At 70.3% G+C, this 23705-nt stretch carries 18 protein-coding genes and 1 pseudogene; 13 read left to right on the forward strand and 6 right to left on the reverse strand.

The features are described from left to right. Positions 1-14 precede the first annotated feature (14 nt). The 3 genes from ACFXKG_RS28580 to meaB are packed head-to-tail and all read left to right on the forward strand — an operon-like array spanning position 15 to position 5007. Positions 15-1862, forward strand: a complete 1848-nt coding sequence (locus ACFXKG_RS28580) for a methylmalonyl-CoA mutase family protein (RefSeq protein ID WP_384845078.1) — start codon at positions 15-17, stop codon at positions 1860-1862. Next, positions 1862-3997 (forward strand): methylmalonyl-CoA mutase, encoded by a 2136-nt coding sequence (scpA, locus tag ACFXKG_RS28585; protein WP_384845081.1) that lies wholly within the window; start codon positions 1862-1864, stop codon positions 3995-3997. The genes ACFXKG_RS28580 and scpA overlap by 1 nt, the downstream gene beginning before the upstream one ends. A gap of 11 nt (positions 3998-4008) precedes the next feature. Further along, positions 4009-5007 carry a methylmalonyl Co-A mutase-associated GTPase MeaB gene (gene meaB, locus ACFXKG_RS28590; protein WP_384845084.1) on the forward strand — a complete coding sequence of 333 codons (999 nt, stop codon included), beginning with the start codon at positions 4009-4011 and terminating at the stop codon, positions 5005-5007. Here meaB and ACFXKG_RS28595 read toward each other — a convergent pair. Beyond that, complete coding sequence (locus tag ACFXKG_RS28595; protein WP_384845087.1) at positions 4967-5416, reverse strand: MarR family winged helix-turn-helix transcriptional regulator; 450 nt, start codon at positions 5414-5416, stop codon at positions 4967-4969. The two genes, meaB and ACFXKG_RS28595, sit on opposite strands and share 41 nt — an antisense overlap. Positions 5417-5461: 45 nt before the next feature. Between ACFXKG_RS28595 and ACFXKG_RS28600 the strand changes: the two genes are divergently transcribed. The 8 genes from ACFXKG_RS28600 (at position 5462) to ACFXKG_RS28635 (ending at position 13005) form a co-directional block, all read left to right on the forward strand. Beyond that, on the forward strand, positions 5462-6538 hold the full coding sequence (locus ACFXKG_RS28600) for an ABC transporter substrate-binding protein (protein ID WP_384845090.1): 1077 nt from the start codon (positions 5462-5464) through the stop codon (positions 6536-6538). 221 nt (positions 6539-6759) lie between these two features. After that, complete coding sequence (locus ACFXKG_RS28605) at positions 6760-7830, forward strand: HoxN/HupN/NixA family nickel/cobalt transporter (protein WP_384845093.1); 1071 nt, start codon at positions 6760-6762, stop codon at positions 7828-7830. A gap of 112 nt (positions 7831-7942) precedes the next feature. Further along, complete coding sequence (locus ACFXKG_RS28610; protein WP_384845096.1) at positions 7943-9469, forward strand: amidase; 1527 nt, start codon at positions 7943-7945, stop codon at positions 9467-9469. Between the two features lie 39 nt (positions 9470-9508). Continuing rightward, positions 9509-10210 carry a nitrile hydratase subunit beta gene (gene nthB, locus ACFXKG_RS28615; RefSeq protein ID WP_384845099.1) on the forward strand — a complete coding sequence of 234 codons (702 nt, stop codon included), beginning with the start codon at positions 9509-9511 and terminating at the stop codon, positions 10208-10210. Between the two features lie 80 nt (positions 10211-10290). Then, complete coding sequence (gene nthA, locus ACFXKG_RS28620; protein WP_384845102.1) at positions 10291-10908, forward strand: nitrile hydratase subunit alpha; 618 nt, start codon at positions 10291-10293, stop codon at positions 10906-10908. Beyond that, a complete protein-coding gene (locus tag ACFXKG_RS28625) occupies positions 10908-11279 on the forward strand; it encodes a nitrile hydratase accessory protein (RefSeq protein ID WP_384845105.1) in 372 nt (123 codons plus the stop codon). Before nthA ends, ACFXKG_RS28625 begins: the two co-directional genes overlap by 1 nt. A 512-nt stretch (positions 11280-11791) precedes the next feature. Then, positions 11792-11935: a hypothetical protein gene (locus tag ACFXKG_RS28630; protein ID WP_384845108.1), complete on the forward strand. Its 144-nt coding sequence runs from the start codon at positions 11792-11794 to the stop codon at positions 11933-11935. 266 nt (positions 11936-12201) lie between these two features. Then, positions 12202-13005, forward strand: coding sequence for an ABC transporter ATP-binding protein (locus ACFXKG_RS28635; RefSeq protein WP_384845111.1), 804 nt, complete (start codon positions 12202-12204; stop codon positions 13003-13005). 201 nt (positions 13006-13206) lie between these two features. Here ACFXKG_RS28635 and ACFXKG_RS28640 read toward each other — a convergent pair whose 3' ends face one another. Next, positions 13207-14091 carry an NAD-dependent epimerase/dehydratase family protein gene (locus ACFXKG_RS28640; RefSeq protein WP_384845113.1) on the reverse strand — a complete coding sequence of 295 codons (885 nt, stop codon included), beginning with the start codon at positions 14089-14091 and terminating at the stop codon, positions 13207-13209. Between the two features lie 134 nt (positions 14092-14225). Between ACFXKG_RS28640 and ACFXKG_RS28645 the strand changes: the two genes are divergently transcribed. Continuing rightward, a complete protein-coding gene (locus ACFXKG_RS28645; protein ID WP_384845116.1) occupies positions 14226-15125 on the forward strand; it encodes a LysR family transcriptional regulator in 900 nt (299 codons plus the stop codon). A gap of 395 nt (positions 15126-15520) precedes the next feature. After that, positions 15521-16147 (forward strand): GPR1/FUN34/YaaH family transporter, encoded by a 627-nt coding sequence (locus ACFXKG_RS28650; protein WP_384845119.1) that lies wholly within the window; start codon positions 15521-15523, stop codon positions 16145-16147. A 155-nt stretch (positions 16148-16302) separates the two neighbouring features. Here ACFXKG_RS28650 and ACFXKG_RS28655 read toward each other — a convergent pair whose 3' ends face one another. The 4 genes and pseudogenes from ACFXKG_RS28655 to ACFXKG_RS28670 all read right to left on the reverse strand — a co-directional run. Next, positions 16303-19749 carry a S8 family serine peptidase gene (locus ACFXKG_RS28655; protein ID WP_384845122.1) on the reverse strand — a complete coding sequence of 1149 codons (3447 nt, stop codon included), beginning with the start codon at positions 19747-19749 and terminating at the stop codon, positions 16303-16305. A 112-nt stretch (positions 19750-19861) separates the two neighbouring features. Beyond that, a complete protein-coding gene (locus ACFXKG_RS28660) occupies positions 19862-20056 on the reverse strand; it encodes a hypothetical protein (protein WP_384845125.1) in 195 nt (64 codons plus the stop codon). Positions 20057-20113: 57 nt separating this feature from the next. After that, positions 20114-23215 (reverse strand): AAA family ATPase, encoded by a 3102-nt coding sequence (locus ACFXKG_RS28665; protein WP_384845290.1) that lies wholly within the window; start codon positions 23213-23215, stop codon positions 20114-20116. Between the two features lie 104 nt (positions 23216-23319). After that, positions 23320-23629: pseudogene (locus ACFXKG_RS28670) on the reverse strand (S-(hydroxymethyl)mycothiol dehydrogenase); the annotation flags it as partial. Positions 23630-23705: the final 76 nt, after the last annotated feature.

Consider the following 23705-nt stretch of genomic DNA (forward strand, 5'->3'; position numbering starts at 1 on the left):
GTTGACCCTGCACGATGAGAGCCCCGGACCAACCACTCACCCTCGCATCGGAGTTTCCCGCCGCGACCTTCGAGGAGTGGCGCGGGCTGGCCGCCGCCACCCTCAGCGGCGACCTGGCTGACAGGGATCCGGAAACCGCCCTCTCCAGCTGGACCGAGGACGGACTACGGCTGAAGCCCCTCTACACCGCGAGGGATCTCGACGGGCTCGCCCCACGCGGAGTGCCGGGCCGGTGGCCGTACGTGCGGGGCACCGACGTGCCCGACGCCTCCCGGGGCTGGGAGGTACGCCAGCGGCTGACCGCTTCCGGCCCGGGGCCGCTCGCGGAATCGGCCCGTGCCGAACTGAGCGGCGGCGTCGACACCTTGTGGCTGCCGACCGACAGCCCCGCGCTGCGCCCCAGCGACCTGCCGGAGGTCCTCGCCACCGTCGACCTCACCGGGGTCGGGCTGGTCCTGGACGACACTCCCGCGAGCCGTACGACGGTACGCACCCTGCTGGCCGTCGCGCAGGAGCGCGGCATCGATCCCGGCGCCCTCACCGGCAGCCTCGGTGTCGACCCGCTCGGCCGGCAGGCCCGGACCGGGGTACGGACGGAACTCGTCGAACTCCCGGCGCTGTTCGCTCTCGCCCGCGACCTTCCGTCGATGGCCGTCATCACTGTCGACGGCACGGTCCACCACCGCGCCGGCGCCTCGCCCGCGGAGGAACTCGGCCTGGCGACCGCCACCGCGGTGACCTACCTGAGGGCGCTGACCGACGCGGGCCTCACGCCCGAGGAGGTCTTCGCTCGTGTCGAGTTCCGCCTCGCGGTGACCGCCGACCAGTTCGGGTCGCTCGCCAAACTCCGCGCGGCCCGCCTGGTGTGGTCCCGGGTGGCGGAACTGTGCGGCGTCCCCGAGGCCGGAGCCCAGCGCCAGCACGCGGTGACCTCGCAGGCCATGCTCACCCGCCACGACGCCCGCACCAACATGCTGCGCGCGACGGTCGCGTGTGTGTCGGCCGTGGCCGGCGGCGCCTCGGCCATTACCGTGCTGCCCTTCGACGCGGCCGGCGCCACCCCCGGCGACCTGGGACGACGGGTGGCCCGTTCCACGCACGCCATCCTGCGTCACGAGGCTCACTTGGGCAGGGTCTCCGATCCCGCGGGCGGATCGCCCTACATCGAAACCCTCACCGACGCTCTGGCGGAAGCGGCCTGGGAGCACTTCACCGCCGTCGAACAGTCGGGCGGCATGCAAAGCCACCTGGACAGCGGGCAGTTGCACAGGGACCTGGCCGCAACGGCCCGGCGACGCCGGCGCGCCGTCGCGGTGGGGCAGCGCCCCCTCACCGGGATCTCGTCGTACGCCGTCCTGGACGACCCCCTCCCCCACGGACACGATCCCGCGCCCCGGCCCCCGGGCGCACTGCCCGAGGTGAGCTACGGCGAGGAGTTCGAGGCACTGCGCGACCGCAGTGACGCCCATGTACACCGCACCGGCGCCCGTCCCGGCGTGCTGCTCGTCGCCCAGGGCACGCCGGCCCGAAACAGCCGTGTGCTGGACAGCGCCCGCAATATGTTCGCCTCGGGCGGTATCGCCGCCGATCAGACGGTCGGCGCTGTCGACGAGCTGACAACCGTGCTGCGCGAGCGAGCCGCACGGGCGGTGTGCATCTGCGCGGCCGACACCGAGGGACTCGGCGCTCTGGCCGCCGCGGCCAGGGCATCCGGCGCGTCCGTCGTGTACGCCCTGGGGTCCACACTCCCGGCGGAGGAGCGGCAGGCCGGCTACGACCTCGACATCACCTTCTTCGGGCCACCCGGCGGGGACGTACCCGCACGGCTGCGACAGGTTCTGAACGATCTGGAGGTGCGGTGATGACACTGCCCGACTTCTCGGCCGCGTCCCTGCGCGGGGACGGCACCCCGGCCGATGCCCCGGGCCCGGTACCCGCGCCGTGGACCACCCCCGAGGGCCTGGAGATCCCGCCTGTCCACGGCCCCGCCGACCTCGACAGTGCCGGCTTCCTGGACACTCTCCCGGGCTTCGCGCCGTACGTCCGGGGTCCGTACCCGACGATGTACACCGCCCGGCCCTGGACCATCCGCCAGTACGCGGGCTTCTCCACCGCCGAGGAGTCCAACGCCTTCTACCGGCGCAACCTCGCCATGGGCCAGAAGGGCCTGTCGGTCGCCTTCGACCTGCCGACGCACCGGGGTTACGACAGCGACAACCCCCGCGTCGTCGGCGACGTCGGCATGGCGGGCGTCGCGATCGACTCGATCTACGACATGCGCCAGCTCTTCGAGGGCATCCCGCTGGACCGCATGAGCGTGTCGATGACCATGAACGGAGCCGTGCTACCGATCCTGGCGCTCTTCATCGCGGCGGCCGAGGAACAGGGCGTCAAGCAGGAACAGCTCACGGGGACGGTCCAGAACGACATCCTCAAGGAGTTCATGGTCCGCAACACCTACATCTATCCGCCCGAGCCGTCGATGCGGATCATCAGCGACATTTTCGCCCACACCAGTGAGCGCATGCCGCGCTACAACTCCATCTCGATCTCCGGCTACCACATCCAGGAGGCCGGTGCGACGAGCGATCTCGAACTCGCGTACACGCTCGCCGACGGGATCGAGTACGTCCGCGCCGGTCTCGCCTCCGGTCTGGACGTCGACCGCTTCGCACCGCGTCTGTCCTTCTTCTGGGCGATCGGCATGAACTACTTCACGGAGATCGCCAAGCTGCGGGCGGGCCGGCTGCTGTGGGCCCGGCTGATGGCCGGCTTCGGGCCGCGCGACCCGCGTTCCCTCTCCCTGCGGGCCCACTCGCAGACGTCCGGCTGGTCGCTGACCGCCCAGGACGTGTCGAACAACGTGGTCCGCACCTGCGTCGAGGCCATGGCGGCGGTCCAGGGGCAGACACAGTCGCTGCACACCAACGCCTTCGACGAGGCGCTGGCCCTGCCGACGGACTTCTCCGCGCGCATCGCCCGCAACACCCAACTCCTGCTGCAGACGGAGTCGGGCACCACGAAGGTCATCGACCCCTGGGGCGGCTCCTACTACGTCGAGAAGCTCACGCACGATCTGGCGGCCCGCGCCTGGCAGCACATCCAGGAGGTCGAGGCACTGGGGGGCATGACGAAGGCCATCGCGCAGGGCCTGCCCAAACTGCGCATCGAGGAGGCCGCCGCGCGCACGCAGGCCCGGATCGATGCCGGTCTCCAGCCCGTCATCGGTGTCAATCTGCACCGCTCGGAGACGGCGGAGGACGTCGACGTCCTGCGCATCGACAACGCCAAGGTACGCGAGCAGCAACTGGCCAAGCTGCGCCGGCTGCGCGCGGAACGGGATCCGGCCGCCGTACGGCGCACGCTGGACACGCTGACGCACGCGGCGTCGACCGGTGACGGCAACCTGCTGTCCCTGGCCGTCGACGCGGCGCACGCCAAGGCCACCGTCGGCGAGATCAGCGACGCCTTGGAGAAGGTCTACGGACGCCACTCCGCGACCGTACGTACCGCCAGCGGCGTGTACGGCGCGGAGGCCGGAAGGCAGGAAGCCACGGAACGCGTGCGGCGGGCCACCGATGCCTTCGAGGAGGCACACGGCCGCCGGCCGCGGATCTTGGTGGCCAAGATGGGGCAGGACGGCCACGACCGGGGACAGAAGGTGGTGGCGACCGCCTTCGCCGACCTCGGCTTCGACGTCGATGTCGGTCCGCTGTTCTCCACTCCGGAGGAGGTTGCCCGTCAGGCGGTGGAGTCAGATGTCCACATCGTCGGCGTCAGCTCACTGGCGGCGGGGCACCGCACGTTGGTGCCCCTGCTGCGCAGGGCGCTGGACGCCGAGGGAGCCGAGGACGTCCTCCTCGTGGTGGGCGGCGCGATCCCGGCTCAGGATGTCGACGAACTGCGCGCGGCGGGCGTCGCCGAGGTGTTCTCGTCCGGCACGCCCGTCGGTGAGTCGGCGCTGCGGGTGCTCGGCCTGCTCGACGGCCGGCCGTGACCGTGGTGGACGTGACCGCCGTGGACGTGGCCGGTCTCGCCGAGGGTGTGCGGGCCGGGGGCCGCGCCGCGGTGGCCCGCGCCATCACCCTGGTCGAGTCCCGGCACCCGGTTCACCGTCCCCCCGCCCAGGAGTTGGTCACCGCGCTGCTCCCGCACTCCGGGAACGCGGTCCGCCTCGGGGTGAGCGGTGCCCCGGGGGCGGGCAAGTCCACGTTCATCGACGCGCTGGGTATGCGTCTGGTGGACGCCGGCCACCGGGTCGCGGTGCTGGCCGTCGATCCGACCTCGGCCCTCACCCGCGGCAGTGTGCTGGGCGACCGCACCCGGATGGCCCGGCTGGCGGGACGCGAGGCCGCTTTCGTCCGGCCGTCCCCGAGCGGTGGAACGCTCGGTGGGGTGGCCGCGGCCACCCGTGAGGCCATGGTGGTCGTGGAGGCGGCCGGTTACGACGTCGTGATCGTCGAGACGGTGGGGGTGGGGCAGTCGGAGTTCGTGGTGGCCGACATGGTCGACACCTTCCTCCTGCTGACTCTGGGCCGCACGGGCGATCAGTTGCAGGGCATCAAGCGGGGCGTCCTCGAACTCGCCGATGTCGTCGCCGTGAACAAGGCGGACGGCGAGTACGTCGCCGAGGCACAGCGTGCCGCCCGCGAACTGTCCACCGCCCTGCGGTTGCTGCGCCCCGAACCCGGGGCCTGGCAACCGCCCGTCGTGGCCTGTTCAGCCGTGACCGGGACGGCACTGGACGAGGTATGGAGGAAGGCCGGAGCGCATCGCCGGCATCTTCTCGACCGGCGGCTCTTCGAAACCAAGCGCCGCCGTCAACTAATCAGCTGGACCGCCGAGTTGGTGCGCGAGGAACTCCTGGAGACGCTGTCCCGGCGCGAGGTGAAGGAGCTCACGGCTCGGCTGACGGCAGAGGTGGGCGCACTGCGGATCACACCCCGGCACGCGGCGGCACGCATCGTCACCGCGGCATGGGCGCAGGCGGGGGCGCCGCCGCCCTGAGGAGGTCGTGGGAGCAGGCGCCGCCGAGCAGTTCCGTCAGCTCCGCCCGGTGTGCTTCCAGCAGTGAGAGGGCTCGGTCGTAGCGCTCGTAGCCCGTCCTCGACAGGTAGACCACGAACTTGCGCGCGTCCTCGGGCTGCGGCCGGCGGAAGACGAGTCCCAGGTCGGTGAGCTCGTCGACACAGCGCGTGGTCGTGGCCGGGGGCAGCACCAGCGTGCGCGCGAGCTCCCCCATCAGCAGCCCGTGCGTGTGCGCCAGGGCGTCCATCACGCGCCACTGGTCCTCGCGCAGCCCGTCCTCGGCGAGGATCGCCTTGAGCAGCTGGCTGAGACCGCGCGCCGCAGCGGTCAGGCGGGCTATGCCGTCGGGCAAACTCGCGCCCGGCCCGGGGGCATCCGGATCCGCCATGTCAAACCTTTCCACGCTGCGGAAACCTCTTTAGACTACGGTGGTATGTCGTTGAGTGTCACCCTCGCCGACCCTCTGGAGGCGATGGTGTACGGGCCGTCCGCCAGGACGCTGCGCGTCGGCCTGGTCATCCCTCGCTCGGGCGTGATGGGCCTGGTGGGCCCCTCCGCCCTGGAGGCGGCGCTGCTCGCCGCCCAGGAGGTCAACCGCGCGGCCGGACCGGACGGCCGCCCTGTCGAACTTGTCGTCGCCGATTCCGGCGGCGATCCGTCGCAGGTGGCCAGGACGGTTTCGGATCTCGCCGCGAGCGGGGCGGTCGAGGCGTTCGTCGGACTGCACACCAGCCGCACCCTGCTCCATGTGGAGCGGGCCCTGGACGGACGCCTCCCATATGTGTTCACGGCGGGCTTCGAGGCGACCAGGACCCGGCCGGCGGTGTACTGCCCGGGGGAGACACCCGAGCAGTTCGCGGTCTCCCTGGGCCGCGTCATCAGGGAGCGAGGCGTGCGCGACTGGGCGATCCTGGGCACCGACTACGTGTGGCCCCGGGCGATGCGGGTGGCCCAGTTGCTGGCCGTCCCCCGGTACGACGGCCGCGTCGTCCTGGACCGCACACTGCCGCTGGGCCGGGCGGGCGAGGTCGCCGACGTCGTACTGGACGAGCTGCTGAGCAGTGGTGCGGGCGGCGTCGTCCTCAACACACCGGGCCGCGACCAGGTCGTCCTGCTCAAGGCCCTCCGGCGGCGCGGTCTCGACCGCAAGCTGGTGCGCGTGTCGGGCTGCCTGGAGGAGAACACCCTCTACGCGATCAACGGGGACGGCTCCGGCAACCTCTACGCCAGCTCGCACTCCTTCGACACGCTCGCCTCGCCCAAGCGGCTCGACCTGGAGGACCGCTACCGGTCGGCGGTCGGCGAGGAGGCACCGGTACTCAATGCCTGGGCCGAGCACTGCTACGACAGCGTGCATTACCTGGCCCGTTGCGACGCGCGCGGGCTGCTGACGGCCGAGGCGTTCACCACGCAGGTCACCGCGGAGGCGGGCAGTTCGGAGGCCGCGCCGCGGCCCGAGTACGACATGCACCTGGCGGTGGCGGAGGGTCTGTCCTTCACCGTGCTGTAGGACACGGCGAACCGCTACCGACACCGTCCTGTAATCAGCGCGATTCACGGACGTAACCTCCCCTCCATATCTTCTTCGAGATATCTTCCAAATGGAAATACCTCGTCGACGTTACTACGCTTGAGGCCGGCCCGTGAACGGCCAGACACGTGAATTTCGGCGTACGACGCCCCCAGCGGCTTCCGCTTCCCGCACTTCCGCCTGCTTCCACAGGAGGCCCCGTGTCCGACTCCCCCTCCCCCAGCCGGTCCGCCAGAGCCCGGCTGGCACTGATCGCCGGCATCATCCTGCTGCTGCATCTGGCGGGCTGGCTGCTGTACCGCACCGCCGCATCCGACCCCCATGTCCCGGCGGCGTTTCTCGGCGCCGGCGCACTCGCCTACGTGCTCGGCGTCCGGCATGCCTTCGACGCCGACCACATCGCCGCCATCGACGACACCACCCGGCTGATGATCCAGCGCGGGAAGCACCCGTACGGCGTGGGCTTCTTCTTCGCCATGGGGCACTCCTCCGTGGTCCTGGTGATGGCAGTCCTCGTCGCGGTCGTGGCCAACACCACCGCCGCGTCGGGCTTCGCCCACCTCCAGGAGATCGGAGGAACCGTCTCCGGCCTGGTGGCCCTGAGCTTCCTGACCCTGGTCGCGGTGCTCAACGCCCTCGCCCTGGCCGGCGTGGTGCGCTGCTGGCGGGATCTGCGCGCGGGGCGACTCGACGAGGAGGAGGTGGAGCGGCAACTGGCCAGGCGCGGGCTGCTCAACCGTCTGCTGCGCGGGCGCGCACGGGGCCTGGTCCGCTCGTCCTGGCACATGTTTCCCGTGGGCGCCCTGATGGGCCTGGGCCTGGAGACGGCCTCGGAGATCACCCTGCTGAGCCTGTCGGCGAGTTCCGCGAGCAACGGCGCGTCCTGGGCCGCCATCCTCGCCCTGCCCCTGCTCTTCGCGGCCGGCATGAGCCTGTTCGACACCCTCGACAGCCTGCTCATGACCCGCGCGTATTCCTGGTCGGCCCGCAACCCGGCCCGCAAGCTCTTCTACAACATGGCGACGACCTGGGCGACGGTGCTGGTCGCGGGGGTCATCGCCACCGTGTATCTGGCCGGCTTCCTCGCCGACGACCTCGGCGTCGCCTTCCTCGCGCCGTACGCCTCCCTGGGTGACCACTTCGAGGCGCTCGGCTACGCGACGGTCGGCGGCTTCGCGGCCATCTGGATCATCGCGACGCTCGCCTGGCGCTTCGGCCGCTTCGACCGCGAGCAGCCCCGCGCCGCGGTCGCACACAGCGGCACGCCCTGACCACCCCGGGACCCTCTTACGGAAAAGAGTCTCCCAACATGGTGACGTAACACACTTCCATATGCTTCCATCTGGAAATAACCTCCCGGCCATCCGTCCGAAAGCTGGTCACATGACGATCCCCGCCCCCACCCACCAGGACATGCTCGCCATCTCGGAGCGACTCGGTCTCGGGATCACCGAGGAACAGTCCAAGATCTACGCCGAGGTCGTCGCGAAGAGCATCACGACGTACGGGCCCGTGGCCGAGATCTCCGCCGAGGACACCCCCCTGCGGCCGGCCGGAGGTTCCCGCGAGCACACCGTTCCCACCGCGGAGGACAACCGCCACAACGCCTGGTTCGTGCGCTCGTCCATCACCGAGAAGAGCACGGGGCCGCTGGCGGGCCGCACCGTCGTCGTCAAGGACAGTATCCCGGTGGCCGGGCTGCCGATGATCGCCGGCTCGAACCTCTTCGAGGGATACGTCCCCGACTTCGACGCCGAGGTCGTACGCCGCGTCCTCGAAGCCGGCGGTACGGTCTCCGGCAAAGCTCACTGCGAATACCTCTGCTTCTCCGGTGCCAGCCACACCAATGTGACCGGCCCCATCCGCAACCCCTGGGGGGACGGATATTCCACGGGCGGCTCGTCCTCCGGCTCGGCGGCCCTCGTCGCCCTCGGCGAGGCCGACATGTCCCTTGGTGCCGACCAGGCAGGCTCGATCCGGATGCCGTCCTCGTTCTGCGGCATCGTCGGTCTGAAACCGACCACCGGTCTGGTGCCGTACACGGGTATCCCCTCACTCGACGCCGAGTTCGACCACGTCGGCCCCATGACCGCGGACGTCGCCGACAACGCTCTTCTGCTCAGTGTGCTCGCCGGCCCCGACGGGATCGACCCGCGCCAGCACGGGGTGGAGCCCTCCGACTACCAAGGCGCGCTCGACCAGGGCGTGAAGGGGCTGCGGATCGGCGTCCTCAAGGAGGGCTTCGAGGTGCCGGGCACCCAGCGGGCGGTGGCCGAGCGGGTGCGGGCCGCCGCGGACGTGCTCGCCCGGCTGGGTGCGACGGTCCACGAGGTGTCCGTGCCGCAGCACCGGCTCGGCCTCGACATCTGGTCCACGATCGGATGGACCGGAATGACGGAGACCGCGCTCAGGCACAACGGCATCGGCATCTACCGCGACGACCACTACCCCGTCTCCCTCATGGAGTGGGCACACCGGCACGGCTCCGCCATCGACCAGGCCCCGCCCAGCGTGAAGCTCTTCTTCGTCATCTCCGAGTACGTCACGAAGCACATCGGGTACGCCGGCTACGGCCGCGGCGTCAACGCCGCCCGGGTGCTGCGCGGCAAGTACGACGAGATCCTGAAGGACGTGGACCTGCTGCTGATGCCCACAACCCCGATGACGGCGCTGCCGCTCCCCGACCCGTCGTCCGGTATCGAGGACGAACTGAGGACGTCCCACCCGATGGCCTTCAACACGGCCCCCTTCGACATCACCCACCATCCGGCCCTCACCCTGCCGTGCGGCCCGGGCGACAACGACATGCCGGTGGGCCTGATGCTCGTCGGCAGGCACTACAAGGAGGCGACCGTGTACCGCGCCGCGAAGGCGTACGAAGACACGGGCGAAGGCGCCTTCCGTCCCTGACCACCCCCTCCCCCGAGGAACCATCAGCAAGGAGTCGTCATGATCGGCGTTCACGATGTCGGCGGATATCACATGGGTCCCATCCAGACCAAGGACGACGTCGTCTTCCACGAGGACTGGGAGGGCCTGACATTCGCCCTGCTCCTGGTGAGCGGAGTCCAGGGCACCTGGGCGCTGGACGAGTTCCGGCACATCATCGAGCAGATGCCCCCGGCCGAGTACCTGGAGACCCCGTACTACATCCACTGGCTGGAGTCGATCGAGGAGCTCTGCGTCCGCGACGGCTTCGTCACCCGTGACGAACTCGCCGCACGCCAGCAGGACATCCGCGAGGGCAGGGCACTGCCCGCCGTCACCGGCGAGCCGGACCCCGAGGTCGTCGAGAAACTGCGGGAGGGCACCCGCGGCATCGCCTACGTCGGCCTCGGAGCCCGGCGCCCGGACCAGCCGCAGAACTTCACGGTGGGCGACCGGGTCCGCGCCCACGTCCGCGCGGTGCCCGGCCACACCCGGCTGCCCTGGTTCGTGTGGGGCAAGACCGGCGTCATCGTCGCCTACAGCGGCACCTACCCCCTGGCCGACACGGTGGCGCACCGCGAGGGCGAGAACCCCGAACCCACTTACGCCGTCCGCTTCGAGGGCACGGATCTGTGGGGCCCGGGGGCAGAGCCGAACACCAGCGTGACCATGGACCTCTACGAGTCCTACATGGACGTCGTCACCGAGTCCGCAGCCGCGTAGCCGTGTCGGTTCCGGCGGCCTTTCCCGGTTTCCGGAACCGTTCCGTACTCCCGTAAGTCCGCACGAGAAAGACATCCGACATGAGCGAGAACCACCACCACCGCGAACTCTCCGACGGCGAGGTCCGGGCCAGGGCACTGGAGTCGCTGCTGCGAGAGAAGGGCGTGCTGCAGGGCAACGTCGTCGACGAGGTCGTCGACATCTACACCAACGACATCGGCCCGCTGAACGGGGCCAAGGCCATCGCCAAGGCGTGGACCGACCCCGAGTTCAAGAGCCGTCTGATGGCCAATGCCACCCGGGCCGTCGCCGAGCTCGGTATCAGCGGCATGGAGGGCGAGAACCTGGTGGCCGTCGAGAACACCGACGACCTCCATCACGTCATCGTCTGCACCCTGTGCTCCTGCTACCCCTGGCCCGTGCTGGGACTGCCGCCCCGCTGGTACAAGGACGCCCCCTACCGGGCCCGGGTCGTGCGCGAGCCCCGGAAGGTCCTGGCCGAGTTCGGCACCGTCCTCCCGGACGGCAAGGAGATCAAGGTCCTCGACAGCAACGTCGAGGTCCGCTACTTCGTGATCCCGCAGCGCCCCAAGGGCTCCGAGAACCTCTCCGAGGAGGAACTCGCCGAACTGATCACGCGCGACTCCATGGTCGGGGTCACCGTACTGCCGGACGTCGAGCCGAAGGTGGCCGCGTGATGACCGAGAACCCGACCCTGTGCGCCACGGACACGCCCGGCGCCGAGGTGGACCGCAACGTCAGCTCCATGCGGGGCGCGGTCGCCATGCCCCGCTCGAACGGCGAGCTGGTCTTCGACGAGCCCTGGCAGAGCCGCGCCTTCGGCATGGCGGTCAGCCTGTCCCAGGCCGGCTTCTTCGACTGGGACACCTTCCGCGGCCACCTGGCTGCGGCCATCGCCGAAAAGGGACAGAACGGCGTGGACGAATACTACGAGCGCTGGCTGGACGCCCTGGAGCGCTCCCTGGCCGGCAATGAATTCCTCGACGGCCCCCTCCTGCACGAACGTGAGGCAGAGTTCCGCGCCCACGCGCGAGACGAGGTCTTCTGACAGCAGGCCTGTGGGCATCCCGTTCCGGCTCGCGCGACCGTCTCCGGCCGCGCGCGCCGGGGCCCCAGCGCCGCCGCAGTACGAAACTCCGCGGGCGGCGGCGGCCCCCCACCTCCACCATGGTTTGCTACTGGCCCGCCCCACGGCGTGACACGTGGTTTTCTCACAGCCGGCGGGGGGCCACCCGGCCCGGCCCCCCCCCCCCGCCCCCGCCGGCGCCCCCCGGGTCCCCAGCGCCGCCGCTGTACGAAACTCAGCGGGCGGCTGCGCCACAACACCGGCCTCGGTGAAGAGGCGACAGCGTACGGGCCCTGGGCGGCTCCAACGGCCAGCCCGTCGGCCCCCTCCGAACACGACCCCGCCGGTGCGCGCGCCCTGAGCACCGGCGAGGTCGAACAGTTGCGAGATGACTTCATCACCGCCGCGCCGACCGCTACGGCGGCGACGTCGAAGGCCGCTCGCGGTTCCTCTTCGAGCTCTTCGACTGCGGCGAACCCGACTTTCCCCGGCAGGTGCGGGCCGACCATTCCCACGCCGCACCCGCCCTGCCGGTCACCGACGACTACCTGCGCGACCAAGTCGGTCTGAACCTGGCCTTCACCGACTACATGTGGCACTACAACGGCTTCCTCACCACCGCAGACGCCTCTCGGTAGTGCTCCAGGGGACTCCGCCCTTGGAGCACAGCTGACAGGCGGGAGGTGGCGGAATCACCAGGGGTTTCCGCACAGCTTCCGAGCAGAACCCAACCTCAAGTAAACAACGCCCGCCAGGTCTTCCGACGTAGGTCCCCCGAAGAGATGCTTAGATCTGCACATCAACCGTGTGGTATTGCCCGTTGTCAAAGGGTTGATGCGGATCCGATGCTGGACAGCGCCCGCCATGCAGGCTGGGCTACGCGGATCGACCACACTGAGGAGTCATGAACCCCACCCCGGTGCTTCAGGCCGACCGAGTCGATGTCGTGCGCGACGGGCGGCTTCTGCTGGACGGAATCTCGCTGACGGTACGCCCCGGAGAGCACTGGGCACTACTCGGGTCCAACGGCGCGGGCAAGACCACTCTGCTCAGCCTGCTCGGCGCCGTCGGCCACCCCACCCGGGGGCAGGTCGACATCCTCGGGCACACCTTGGGCCGCGTCGATGTCCGCGAACTACGAGGCGTGGTCGGCCACGTGAACCCCAGGCATCCACTCACTTCCCCGCTGAAGGTGTCCGACATCGTGCTCACCGGGCTCACGGGCACCGTCGAACGCGCGCCGCGCTGGTCCCCGACACCCGAGCAGGAAGCACAGGCGGACAAACTGACGGCCATGCTCGGCCTGTCCGACCGCGCCGACACGCGCTGGCCGGTGCTCTCCCAGGGCGAACGCGGCCGTGCGCTCATCGCCCGTGCCCTGATGCCGGACCCGAGCCTCCTGCTCCTCGACGAGCCCGCCACCGGCCTCGATCTGGCTGGCCGGGAACAACTTGTCGAGAGCATGGGCACGCTGCAACGCTCCCGGAGCGAGCTGGCCACGGTGATCGTCACGCATCACTTGGAAGAGCTGCCGCCCGGCACCACTCACGCCATGCTTCTCCGCGCAGGCCGAGTCCTGGCCTCGGGCCCGGTCGACGAGGTGCTCACCAGTGACAGCGTCAGCACCTGTTTCGGCCACGCGGTCCATCTCACCAGGACAGCCGGCCGACGCTGGCACGTGGAAACCCGCCGGGCCGACCTCCCCTGAGCCCCGCGGCCGCGGAAGGGTGCTCCGGACGGCCCGGAGCACCCTTCCTCCCGGCCCGGCAGTCCCGGCTCCGGACTCGGTCCGAGGTCCCGCCGGCCCCTGCCGCGGAGGCCGACCAGGCATCCGCTGTCCCTCTGCGACTCATCATGGAGCGAATGCCCCGCAGATCAGGGTGTCACCCTCGGCAGCGCACCGATTCCCTCATGTCTGGTCGTAGCCACCGCCAGTGATCACTTCGAGAAGCGACGGCCGAGTGGGATTCCATCCCAGGATCTCGCGCGCCGCGTTCCCGGTGGCTTGCTGATCGAGCAGAAGTGCCTCGCCGAAGGCACCAAGTCGCTCGAACGTCGAGGCACCGTCCTCGGCTACGACACGGCCTTCGAGGCCCCGGCGCCAGCTGGCCGCCTCACCCATCTCACGCACGGTCGGGTTGATACCGCTGACGCCGATAAAGCGGGAACCGGTCTCACCCTGCTCAAGCGCTGCCACATAAAGCTCGGCCAGATCGCCGACGTGGACGGTGCTCCAGTGCTGCGTCCCCGGACCGATCAGCCGCAGGGCCGGGAAGTCGCCACCGGTCGCCTCTGCGGACATCACGACGTTGGGAATTCCTTTCCCGTGGCCGTAGACGATGCCAGGCTCCACCAACAGGGAACGGACCTGGGAAGCCGCGAGAAGTCCGGCATCGATTTCCGGGCGCCAGGCCACGATGTCAGGTGCCTTGATCGGGGAGCCCTCGGTGATGTCCTCACCGGCCCCGTACACCCAGATGCCTCCGGTTCGCACGAACGCACTGCCCCTGCGAAGGCCCGCGAGGACAGCCTCGGCGAAGTCGATTTCAGCGGCCGCACTGGTCTCGTCACCGGGCGAGGCCGTAGTGATCACCGCGTCAGCCTGGGCCGCTAGCTGACGCACCACGTCGCGAGCACGCATGTCAGCGACAACGGGCAGGACACCCCCGCGTCTCACCGCCGCGGCCTTTTCCTCACTGCGAACAAGAGCGGTTACGGAATGGCCGGAGGAAAGAAGAGCCGAAAGGACGCCAGAGCCGATGTAGCCGGACGCGCCTGCCAGGAGAACGTTCATGATGTCACTGCTCCTGATGAATGAAGAGAGATCAGATGTCTGCTGGAAGTGTCACCGGGGCAGACCGTTCGAGAGAAGCGAACACTCTCGAACAGTGTCATCGCTGTCGGCGATAGCTGCCTTATGGTGGTCGCATGGAGCAGCGACAATTACAGTTCTTCGTCGCCGTGGCGGAAGAGCTCAACTTCACCAGAGCCACACAACGCACCCACGCTGTCCAGTCGACGGTCTCGGCAAGCATCCGCGCGCTGGAGGGAAGCCTGGGCGTGCCGCTCTTCGAGCGCAGCACCACGCGTGTCTCACTCACCGAGGCGGGAAAAGTCCTGCTGCCAGAAGCGCGGCGATCCCTCGACTCATTCGTCCAGGCACGTTCGGCAGTCGAAGGGCTACGCACCGGGGTCACCGGCAGCCTGCGTGTCGGAACTCTCTCAGGACTCACCGCGGTGGATCTCCCGGGCCTGGTCCAGGACTTCCGCCGACTCCACCCTGGAGTACGTCTCAGGCTCAGGGTGGATACCGGCGGCACGGACGGGTTGCTGCGAGCGCTGCGTTCACATGCTCTTGATGTCGCGTTCGTCGGCGTTCAGGCATCGAGCATCCCTGACATCCACCTCGACCACATCACCTCGTTCCAACCCCGACCGCTTGTCGCTGCCGACCATCCGCTGGCAGGCCGTGAACGAGTGGCTCCGGCCGAAGTAGCAGGGCAAGCATTCATCGACCTTCCCGCAGGCTTCTGCAACCGAACTCGATCTGACGACGACTTCAGACGTGCCGGGATCACCCGGATGATCGCCGTAGAGGTCAGCGACCTCAGCACCATTCCTGGATACGTCGAGTCAGGCACCGGCCTGGCTCTGGTTCCTCCGCTCGCCGCAGAAGCCGGCGCGCGCGTCGTGCCGATCGCCCTCGACCCGCCGGCGCAGACGTGGACGCTGGCTCTGGCCCGCAACAGCACCGCGGCACCGACGCGGGCGACGCGTGCCTTCACCGAACTGGTCGACAAGTACGTCGTACGACGCGACTGCTACTGACAAGGTCAAACCGCGGCCTGCGAACGGTAACCACCGACCGACTGATCGCGTCGCCAGACCCAGAGACGCGTCCCGCCGACCTGATGACGAATCCAGGTGCCCGTTCCACTCGACGTGCACCCGTGCACACGAGATGTGCGTATTTTGACGCTTGGAGCTGTGCGCACCGGATGGCACCCTGCTGTGAAGCACGACACCCCGAACGGGAACCGGATCACGTCGTCACCACGCCTGCGGCCTGCTCGCGACCGCCTGAGGCGCTGCCGCACATTCCCTGCGCGCACGCCTGAGCCCGAGCGACACGACTCCGCGTCTCCAGCCCCCCCGTCTTCGGCGGACCAAGAACGCATCGAACTCGGGTCACGCACGCCATCTCCAGAGCAAGGAGTCCTGCTATGTCACAACGACTCGCCGAAACGACCACGACCGCTCCGGCCGCCACCGTCCCGGCCGGCAATCCGCTCATCGCCGGTCTGCCGGGCTTCGTGGTCGGTTCCATCGCACTGGCACTGCAACTCACCGGGTTCGTCCCGGCCGACGCCGCCTCCGCGGTGCTGCCCATCACCTTCGGTGCGAGCGCCATCAGCACCCTGATGGCGACGATCTGGGCCACACGTGCCGGCCAGAACGCGGTGGCCTGCATCTTCGTCGCGTTCACCGGCTTCTGGGTGAGCTACACGCTGCTGGTGATGGGGCTGACCCACAACTGGCTCGCGATCCCCGCCGATCACATCGTCCGCGCGCAGACGTTGTTCCTGCTGTGCTGGCTCTTCGTCATCGGAACGCTGACATTGGGCGCGCTGCGCCTTCCGCTCGCGTTCACAGTCACGCTCCTCCTGGTCGACCTGTGCATCCTGTTCAACATCATCGGCGCACAAGGCGGCAGAGACTGGGCGAACACACTCGCCGGGGCCTGCGCTTTCGGCTTCGCCCTGATCGGCGCGTATCTGCTTGTCGGCGCCGTACAGGAGGAAGGAGGAGGCAAGCCCTACCCGCTGGGTCGCCCCGTTCTGAGCGCGTAGGAACTGCCCGGGCGGTCATGTGACGCGTCCGCCCCCGGGTCGTTGACAACGGCGGTCGGGAAGCCCTTAGGGGGAAGGGATCGTCGGCCGGTGGCGCCGGCCATATTCCGGGGCCGGGTGGCGACGTGGTGTCCCCACCCGGCCCCGGGCGGCTGTCAGCCGATACGGTAGGCCTGGATCACCGTCTGGCTGAAGGTGTTGCCGGAGCGGTCCTCACCGCTGGCGCGCAGCGATGCCCAACCGCCGCCGGACGGGACCCCAGGGTGGGTCAGCACGGCCTGACCGGTGGTGCCCCGGACCTTCGTGGGGACGCTCGTCCACGTCGCGCCGCGGTCGTACGACACCTCGACCTTCAGCGAGTCGACGCCCTGCTCCGAGCGGGGCCCCTGCTGCTGCACGGTGAACGGGACGGTGAAGCTCCCGCTGGCCGGTGCGACGCCGAACGGGTCGGTCGGCGGCTGGAAACGCAGCACGGTGATCGGCAGCGGGGCGGTCGTGTCGGTGCTCTTCGAGGGGAACGTCCAGCTGGCGTCGACCCGCTGCGAGCGCTGTCCGTGCCAGGAGGCGTCCCGTGACGCGGAGACGTCGAGCCGGTAGTCGGCCGTGTCGGCGGGCACCTCCCAGTACTCGTCGACATTGTCGAAGCTCGCCTCGTCCGGCCAGGGGCTGGTCAGCTTGCCGACCTCGGTCCCGTTTCGGTAGAGGGTTGCCACGGCGCGGCTGAACGCGCGGTCGTTCCAGTTGTGGTGGCCCGGGTCCGAGTCGCCCCACAGGGAGAACGCCGGGGCGATCCGGTTTCCGGTACGGGTCAGGAACTGTCCGTTCGCGGGAAGCGCCGGACCGACCGCCGGATAGTTCCAGGTCTCCTCGACGGTTGTGCCCGGCTGGTAGGTCCGCGGGTCGGACTGCTGCCGTCCGAGCGCGTAGTAGCTGCTGCCGTCAGGAGTCATGTACTGCCCGAGCACGCCCGTCCAGGAGACATCCGGGTCGGCGCTGTAGTACTCCACCCGCCGGGTGGCGAGCGGCACGTTGCGTACCACCGACACGGTGCTGGTCTGGCCGCCCACGAAGCCCGAGATGATCCGGGCCGCCCCGGGGCGCTGTCCGTCGCGCTTGCCGTAGGCGGCGTCCACCGTGGCCAGCCGCCGAAGCGGGACCTCGTAGGAGAGGCGGCTCGGAATGCCTCCCCGCTCGCCCTCCAGCAGGGCGTAGACCGGCCCCTCGATCAGCGCGCCGGGGTCCGCCGGTGCCGCCAGGACGGTGCGGTAGTAGTAGCGGAACGAATCGGCCCGGTCCTCGTCCGGGGTCGGCACGGCGGAGAAGGCCGTCGTCGAGTAGGACGGGCTGAAGACGCCGAAGGTCGATGTCTCCCGGTTGCCGGCCGGGTCGACGGCGGTGTGCTGGCCGCCGAAGTCGCGGAACCAGGGCGCGGCCTTGTCGTCCGGGACGCCGACGGCGGCCGGTCGGCCCTTGCGGGCGTCGAACCGGACCGATGTGTCCCCGTCGAGTGCGACCACCGGCCGACTTTCGAGGGTGAGATCCGTGACCACCTGCGTCTGCGGATCGGAGGTGTTGGTGAGGGCGGTGAGACCGTACCGGCCCTTGGGCAGCCGGAGGCGCGTCTCGGGCGTGATGGTGTTGATGATCGAGGTCGTCGTGGGGCCGGTCCGGTCGAGACGGTCGACGACGACCGTGGTCTGGTACGGCGCCGACGGCGTGTTCCCTTGGCGGTCCAGCGCGGTGAGGTCGAGGTCGTAGCTCTCCTCCTCGAACTGTGCGCCGAACGTGGTCCCCACCCGTATGGTGCCGTCGGGTGTCGCAGCCTCCAGCCGCCAGCCGTACGCGCCTCCGCTCGACGGGACTCCGGCCGACGGATCGACCGTCACGTCCACCCTGGACTCGCCGTGGGCCGGCACGCTGATCTCGGTGGCGGACAGCCGCAGCAGGCCCGCGGGCGGTGCCGCCCGGTCCGGCGTCGTGAGGGACGGGCGGATCCGCAGGTTCACCGGGGCGTCGGCGTCGTTGCGGTAGGTGACCGTCCTGGTCTCGGCCGGGTTCGCGCTGTGCGGCCAGGTGAAGGGCCCCGTCATGAGGGAGCCGGACGAGGCGGTGACCGCCTGGCCGGTGGCCCTGGCCACGTCGACGAGACCGCTCCCCTGGACGTGGACACTCTGCTCGGGCTGCGGACTGGCCGTGGACATGATCGCGGCCTTGAGGCGCTCACCGTCCCAGTCGGGGTGCGCCTGGGCAAGCAGCGCGACGGCACCCGCCGCCGCAGGTGCCGCCATCGATGTGCCGGACAGCGCGGTGTAGTTGTCGTCGACGGGGCCCTCCGGTCCTGCGGGGTCGACGTCCCCGACCGGAGTCCCCTTGGCCCGGGGGGCGATCACGGCCACGCCGGGGGCGGTGACGTCCGGTTTGATCCTGCCGTCACCGAGTCGGGGACCGCGGCTGGAGAACGACGCGATCGCGCCCGTGGAGTCGACCGCTCCGACGGTGAGGGCGGCGTCGGCCGCGCCCGGCGCCCCGACCGTGCCGTCGCCGGGCCCGGAGTTGCCGGCCGAGGCCACGAACAGGGTCTTCCCCTGCTCCGACAGGGCGTTCACCGCCTGGGACAGCGGGTCCGTGCCGGGAGTCGGCAGCCGGGTGCCGAGGCTCATGTTGACGATGTCGGCGCCCTGGGCCACCGCCCATTCCATGCCGGCGATGATGTCGGAGGTGAAGCCGCTGCCGCCGGCGTCCATCACCTTGCCGACGAGCAGCTCGGCGTCGGGCGCCACACCCTCGTACCGGCCGTCCGAGGCGGCGCCGCTGCCGGCGACGATGCCCGCCACATGGGTGCCGTGGCCGTTGTCGTCACCGGCGTCGCCGGAGCCGTTGATCAGGTTCCGTTCCGCGATCACCGCGTCCCGCAGGTCGGGATGGTCGTGGTCCCAGCCGGTGTCGAGTACGGCGACCTTCACGCCCTCGCCGGTGTAACCGGCCGCCCGGGCCGCCGGGACCCCCATCTGTGCGTTGCCGATGTCGTCACGGGTCTCGACCGGAGCGTCCAGCCACACCTTGGCCAGTCCCGACTCCAGCTTCGCAGCCCGCGTCGGTCCGGCCTCGCGAACGATGTCCGCCCAGAACTCCGTGGCCTCGCCGAGCCGCTGCCTGATGGCGGTCGCGTTGATGCTCCGTAAGGTGCGCTTGGCCTCCGCGCCCTCGGCCCTGGCGATCGCCTGGGGAGTACGATCGCCGGTGTGCTCGGCGATCAGCGGCAGCGTGTCGCTCCCGGCGTCGCCGTACCCGTTCCGGGCCAGGGCGGTGATGTCGAACAGCCGGGCGTCCAGGGCGCCACTGGCCACCAGGCCCAGCGCGTCCGACGGAACGACGCTGAACTCTCCCGCCTCCTCCCGCTGGTAGAAGGCGATGTCGGAGCGGCCCTCACCGGCCGTCACCTGCACCGTGCGTCGGCCACCGCCGAGTTCGGTGACATGGACGACATCGCCGGTGATCAAGGTGATCACCGTGCCGTCGGTGCGGTCCCCGCGGTCCGAGGTGGTCGACGCGCCGACGGGGGGAGATGCCGCGAGCACTGCGCCGGTCAGGGTCGCGGCCATGACCAACGCCGTCAGAGTGGTGGCCGGACGGGACCGACCGGGCCGTTGACTGTGGCGGCGACTGGATCTGGGGGGCATCAGGGGGTTCCTTTCCGAGAACGGGGGGACCAGTTCAGAGGGGTTCGAACCGGCCGTCATGGCCGTCGGCCTCGAGCCCCTCCTCGTCGGGCATGTCGTCCGCGCCGGGCAGGTCGGACTCGGTCGGCTCCTCACTCCGCGCAGAAGACGGCCGATCCGGATGATCCAGATGCGCCGGCGGCGGATCCGTGTTCTGGGCGTGCGGCTGTCTGTGCGGATCGACTCGCATGACATGTAAGCGTCATGGACGAATGGCCGCACGGCGATCAGGCATCTGACCGAAAAATTAGCCGCGTGGTTCCGAGGCCTCGGACTCCAGAGACAGAACGCCGGCCTCGACCGCGGCCCTGACGACGGCGGTTCGCGACGAGACTCCCAACTTGCGCATGGCCGAACTGAGTTGCGTGGCAACCGTCTTCGGGGAGACGAACAGCTCCGCCGCCACAGCCCGGTTGGTCATTCCCAGGGCGACCAAGGCCACGACCTGCCGTTCCCGCGGGGAGAGTCGGGGGCCGTAGCCACGCGGGCCCCGTCGCCAGGCCCGAGCCACCTCCATCCCGTGCTCCCTCAGCAGGTGGGCCACCCGGTCCCCGTCCGCCCGCGCGCCCAGCTCCCACAACCGCTTCTGCACAGTGGCGAGAAGCGCGAGTGCCCGGTCGGTGTCACCACCGCCGAGCAGACAACGCCCCCGTCTCTCCAGGGCGAGCATCTCATCGTACGGGCGGGGCAGGGCGCCCCAGTTCGCCGCCGCCTCCGCGAACAGCCCGGCCGCCCGGTCCAGATCGCCGTGGCCCTCCGCCACGATCGCGCGGCCGAGGGCCAGCGCCGCAACGGCTGCGGGCGCGTCCCGGCCGTCGATGCCGTCGGCGTACCGGCGCAGGAGCCGGCCGGCTTCGTCGAGCCGGCCGATGCCGATCAGGGCGTCGAGGTGGACCGGGAGGACATCGGTGGCCCACAGCCACACACCCTTGCGTTCCACCAACTCCATGATCCGGCCGGTGACTCCCCGGGCCTCCTCCCACTCGGCATCGGCCAAGTACAGCCGGGCGAGCGCGGCCGCCGAAAGACCGGCCTCGGGCTCGCACAGGCCGTCCTCGGCGAGTTCGCCGACGATCTTCCGCAGACGACGCCGGGCCGCTCCGCGATCGCCACCGGCGAGTGCCAGTACCGCGTGGATCTGCCGGGCCAGCCGGGCACTATACATGTTCGTGTCCCGGTCGGCCGCCAGCGCGGCGACCGTCGCATCGAGCCGCGTCCAGTCCCCCGTGCACCAGTCCAGATACGCGAAGGGGACCCGGACGGTGCTCCGCATGCGCCGGTAGCCGGTCGCTTCCACGAGATCCGCCGCCGCGGTCAGTCGTGAGCGGGCCTCACCGTAATGGCCCCAGAGGATCGCGATCTGGCCCACGTTGAAGAGGAACCGGGCTAGCAGCCTGCTCTCCGCGGCCGACGCGCCGGCTGCGGCCCGCTGGATCTCGTCCGCCGCCCGCCACCCGGTTTCCTCGCCGAGGAGGAGCAGGGCCGAGGCGCGGTTCGTCGTCACTCTGAGCCGGTCCGACGGGGACTCGATGCGGGGCAGCAGTGCCGTCGCGCGCGCGAGCCACGCGTGATGCCGTGATCCCGGCCAGTCCGGCACCAGCGGCATGGCCAGGGTGGACATCGCCGGAGCGGCCAGGTCCGGCCGGTCCAGCAGATGACCGACACCGTCCTCCATCTCGTCGAAGGCCGCGGACTCCTGACCGACGTCCCGCAGCAGTCGGCCGAGCAGCAGCTTGATTTCACCGAACTCCTGACGCGGCAGATCGTCGAGGGCCAGGACGTCTCCGACAGCGTCCAGCACGGGCTGCGCGAGGTCGCTGACGTGCCGCGCGCCGAAGACGGCCGCGCCCCCCATCTTGCGCACGAGCCGCGACCGGTCGGCCGTGGCGAGATCCTCCGAGGCGAGCAGAGCGAGCAGGGTCACGACCGCGGCGCGGTCGTCCCCGGACCCCAGTGCCACGTCGGCGCTGGCTTCCCCGTACCGGCACCAGCCTTCGACATCGCCCGCCTCGCGGCAGTGCCGGAACAGCCGCGCGACGGGCTCGGGCCGTATCAGGCGCAGGCCGGCGGCGGCTCTGCCGTGCAGATGGCGCCGGTCGGAGGCGGGTACCGCCTCACGGACGGCCAGGCAGTCCAGGGCGTGCCGGTAGGCGTACGCCCCGGGCGTCAGCTCCCGCAACAGCCCCGACCTCAGTGCCGCCGCCAGCCCCTTCCGGCCGGCCTCGGGCTCCAGGCCCGCCACCGCGGTCAGGAGCCGTTCCCCGGAGGGCGCGTCCAGCACGGCGGCGGCATCGAGCACTCTGCGCGCCGCGTCGTCGAGACGCTCCACCCGCTCCAGCACCGAGTCCCGCAGCGTCGCCGGAACCTGGAGCTCGGTCAGCACCCGCCGGATCCAGGTGCCGTCACGGTGCACGATGTCCTTGCGGTCACGCAGGAGAAGAACGCACTCCTCGACGGCGAGCGGGATCCCGTCCGTGTGCCGGTGCAGGAAGGACACGAACTCCCCGGAAACTTCCGGGGTGCCGAACATGGAGGCGACCAACTCGCGTGTGTCCGCCAGGTCCAGGGGTCGCAGAGTCAGTCGTTCCAGCTTGACGTCCGAGGGAACCCGCGAGGTCAGGCGCGGCAGGAGCGAGCCGTTCGCCACCTGGTCCGGGCGGTACGAGACCACGATCGACAGGCCGGGTCGTCCGGCCGCAGTCAGGGTGAGGAGCCACTCCAGGGTCGCGGTGTCCGCCCAGTGGGCGTCCTCGACGACCAGGACGCCGATGCCCAGCCGGCCCACCAGTTCCGTGAGCGCGCTCAGGATCCGGTGCCGGATCTCCTTGGGGTCGTCCAGCGCCTCCAGCGGCGGCGGCAACTGGTCGGCCCAGTCCGGGAACAGCGGCCGTAACGCGCCGGCCAGCGGGCTCAGTTGGAGACCGGTGCCCAGTTGGGGACTCAGCCGCCGGAAACCGTCGGCTACGGCGCCCAGGGTGAACGGTTCGGGCAGAGGCGGGCAGGTGGCGACCAGCGCGCGCCGCCCGGTCCCGGTCACGGAGGCGAGCGCCTTGTGCACGAGCCGCGTCTTTCCGATGCCGGCCTCGCCCTCGATCACGACAAGGGCCGGTCCGTTCTCGAACACGTTGAGGACGGCGCGAAGTTCGTTCTCACGGCCGATAAAGTCCGGGGCGGGGCGGGGACTCTGGGGCGGCGTCGGGCCGCGCCGGGGCTCCGTGTGCGGTGCTCGACGTGCCAATCTGCCACCTCCGGGTGCCTGCCCGACCTGAGCCGCCCCGGTACCGACACCCACACCGTAGCCCCGGCTCACGCCATTTTGGCATGACCGTCTCCAGTTCAGCACCGTCATGCGGGACGGCCTCAGGACGATCCGGACGCTGCCGTCGGCGCCCCGGGGGCCGTCGTCGGCGACGAACGTTTCGGAGCCGGCGAGGCGTTCGGCGCGTGCGGTCGTCACAGCACCACCACCGAAGGCAGCACGTCTCCGTGCCGCATCCGCTCGAACCCCTTTCCACGCGTCGAGGGTGATCGTCTCGGTGACGAAGGACTCCAGGTCCAGGCGGCCCCGCAGATACAGGTCGGTGAGCGTGGGGAAGTCCCGGGGCGGGAGGCAGTCGCCGTACCGGGAGGGCCTGAGCTCCCCGCCGCGTCCGAACACGTCCAGCAGCGGCAGTTCGAGCTTCATCTCCGGTGTCGGTACGCCGACCAGGCCAACCGCTCCCGCGAGGTCACGGGCGGAGAACGCCTGCCGGTAGGTCTCGGGGGCGGCCGACCGCCCCGGACGCCGTCGACACCACGCGCCGCACCCAGGCCGAGTCTCTGCGCTGCCCCAGCCGTCC

The organism is Streptomyces sp. NPDC059255 (assembly GCF_042752355.1).
GTDB lineage: Bacteria > Actinomycetota > Actinomycetes > Streptomycetales > Streptomycetaceae > Streptomyces.

What these genes read in the sequence shown, in the direction of transcription:
- ACFXKG_RS28580 (WP_384845078.1), top strand. Translation starts at nt 15, where the DNA reads ATGAGAGCCCCGGACCAACCACTCACCCTCGCATCGGAGTTTCCCGCC.
- scpA (WP_384845081.1), top strand. Translation starts at nt 1,862, where the DNA reads ATGACACTGCCCGACTTCTCGGCCGCGTCCCTGCGCGGGGACGGCACC.
- ACFXKG_RS28595 (WP_384845087.1), bottom strand. Translation starts at nt 5,416, where the DNA reads ATGGCGGATCCGGATGCCCCCGGGCCGGGCGCGAGTTTGCCCGACGGC.
- ACFXKG_RS28600 (WP_384845090.1), top strand. Translation starts at nt 5,462, where the DNA reads ATGTCGTTGAGTGTCACCCTCGCCGACCCTCTGGAGGCGATGGTGTAC.
- ACFXKG_RS28610 (WP_384845096.1), top strand. Translation starts at nt 7,943, where the DNA reads ATGACGATCCCCGCCCCCACCCACCAGGACATGCTCGCCATCTCGGAG.
- nthB (WP_384845099.1), top strand. Translation starts at nt 9,509, where the DNA reads ATGATCGGCGTTCACGATGTCGGCGGATATCACATGGGTCCCATCCAG.
- nthA (WP_384845102.1), top strand. Translation starts at nt 10,291, where the DNA reads ATGAGCGAGAACCACCACCACCGCGAACTCTCCGACGGCGAGGTCCGG.
- ACFXKG_RS28625 (WP_384845105.1), top strand. Translation starts at nt 10,908, where the DNA reads ATGACCGAGAACCCGACCCTGTGCGCCACGGACACGCCCGGCGCCGAG.
- ACFXKG_RS28635 (WP_384845111.1), top strand. Translation starts at nt 12,202, where the DNA reads ATGAACCCCACCCCGGTGCTTCAGGCCGACCGAGTCGATGTCGTGCGC.
- ACFXKG_RS28640 (WP_384845113.1), bottom strand. Translation starts at nt 14,091, where the DNA reads ATGAACGTTCTCCTGGCAGGCGCGTCCGGCTACATCGGCTCTGGCGTC.
- ACFXKG_RS28645 (WP_384845116.1), top strand. Translation starts at nt 14,226, where the DNA reads ATGGAGCAGCGACAATTACAGTTCTTCGTCGCCGTGGCGGAAGAGCTC.
- ACFXKG_RS28650 (WP_384845119.1), top strand. Translation starts at nt 15,521, where the DNA reads ATGTCACAACGACTCGCCGAAACGACCACGACCGCTCCGGCCGCCACC.
- ACFXKG_RS28655 (WP_384845122.1), bottom strand. Translation starts at nt 19,749, where the DNA reads ATGGCCGCGACCCTGACCGGCGCAGTGCTCGCGGCATCTCCCCCCGTC.
- ACFXKG_RS28660 (WP_384845125.1), bottom strand. Translation starts at nt 20,056, where the DNA reads ATGCGAGTCGATCCGCACAGACAGCCGCACGCCCAGAACACGGATCCG.
- ACFXKG_RS28665 (WP_384845290.1), bottom strand. Translation starts at nt 23,215, where the DNA reads ATGACGGTGCTGAACTGGAGACGGTCATGCCAAAATGGCGTGAGCCGG.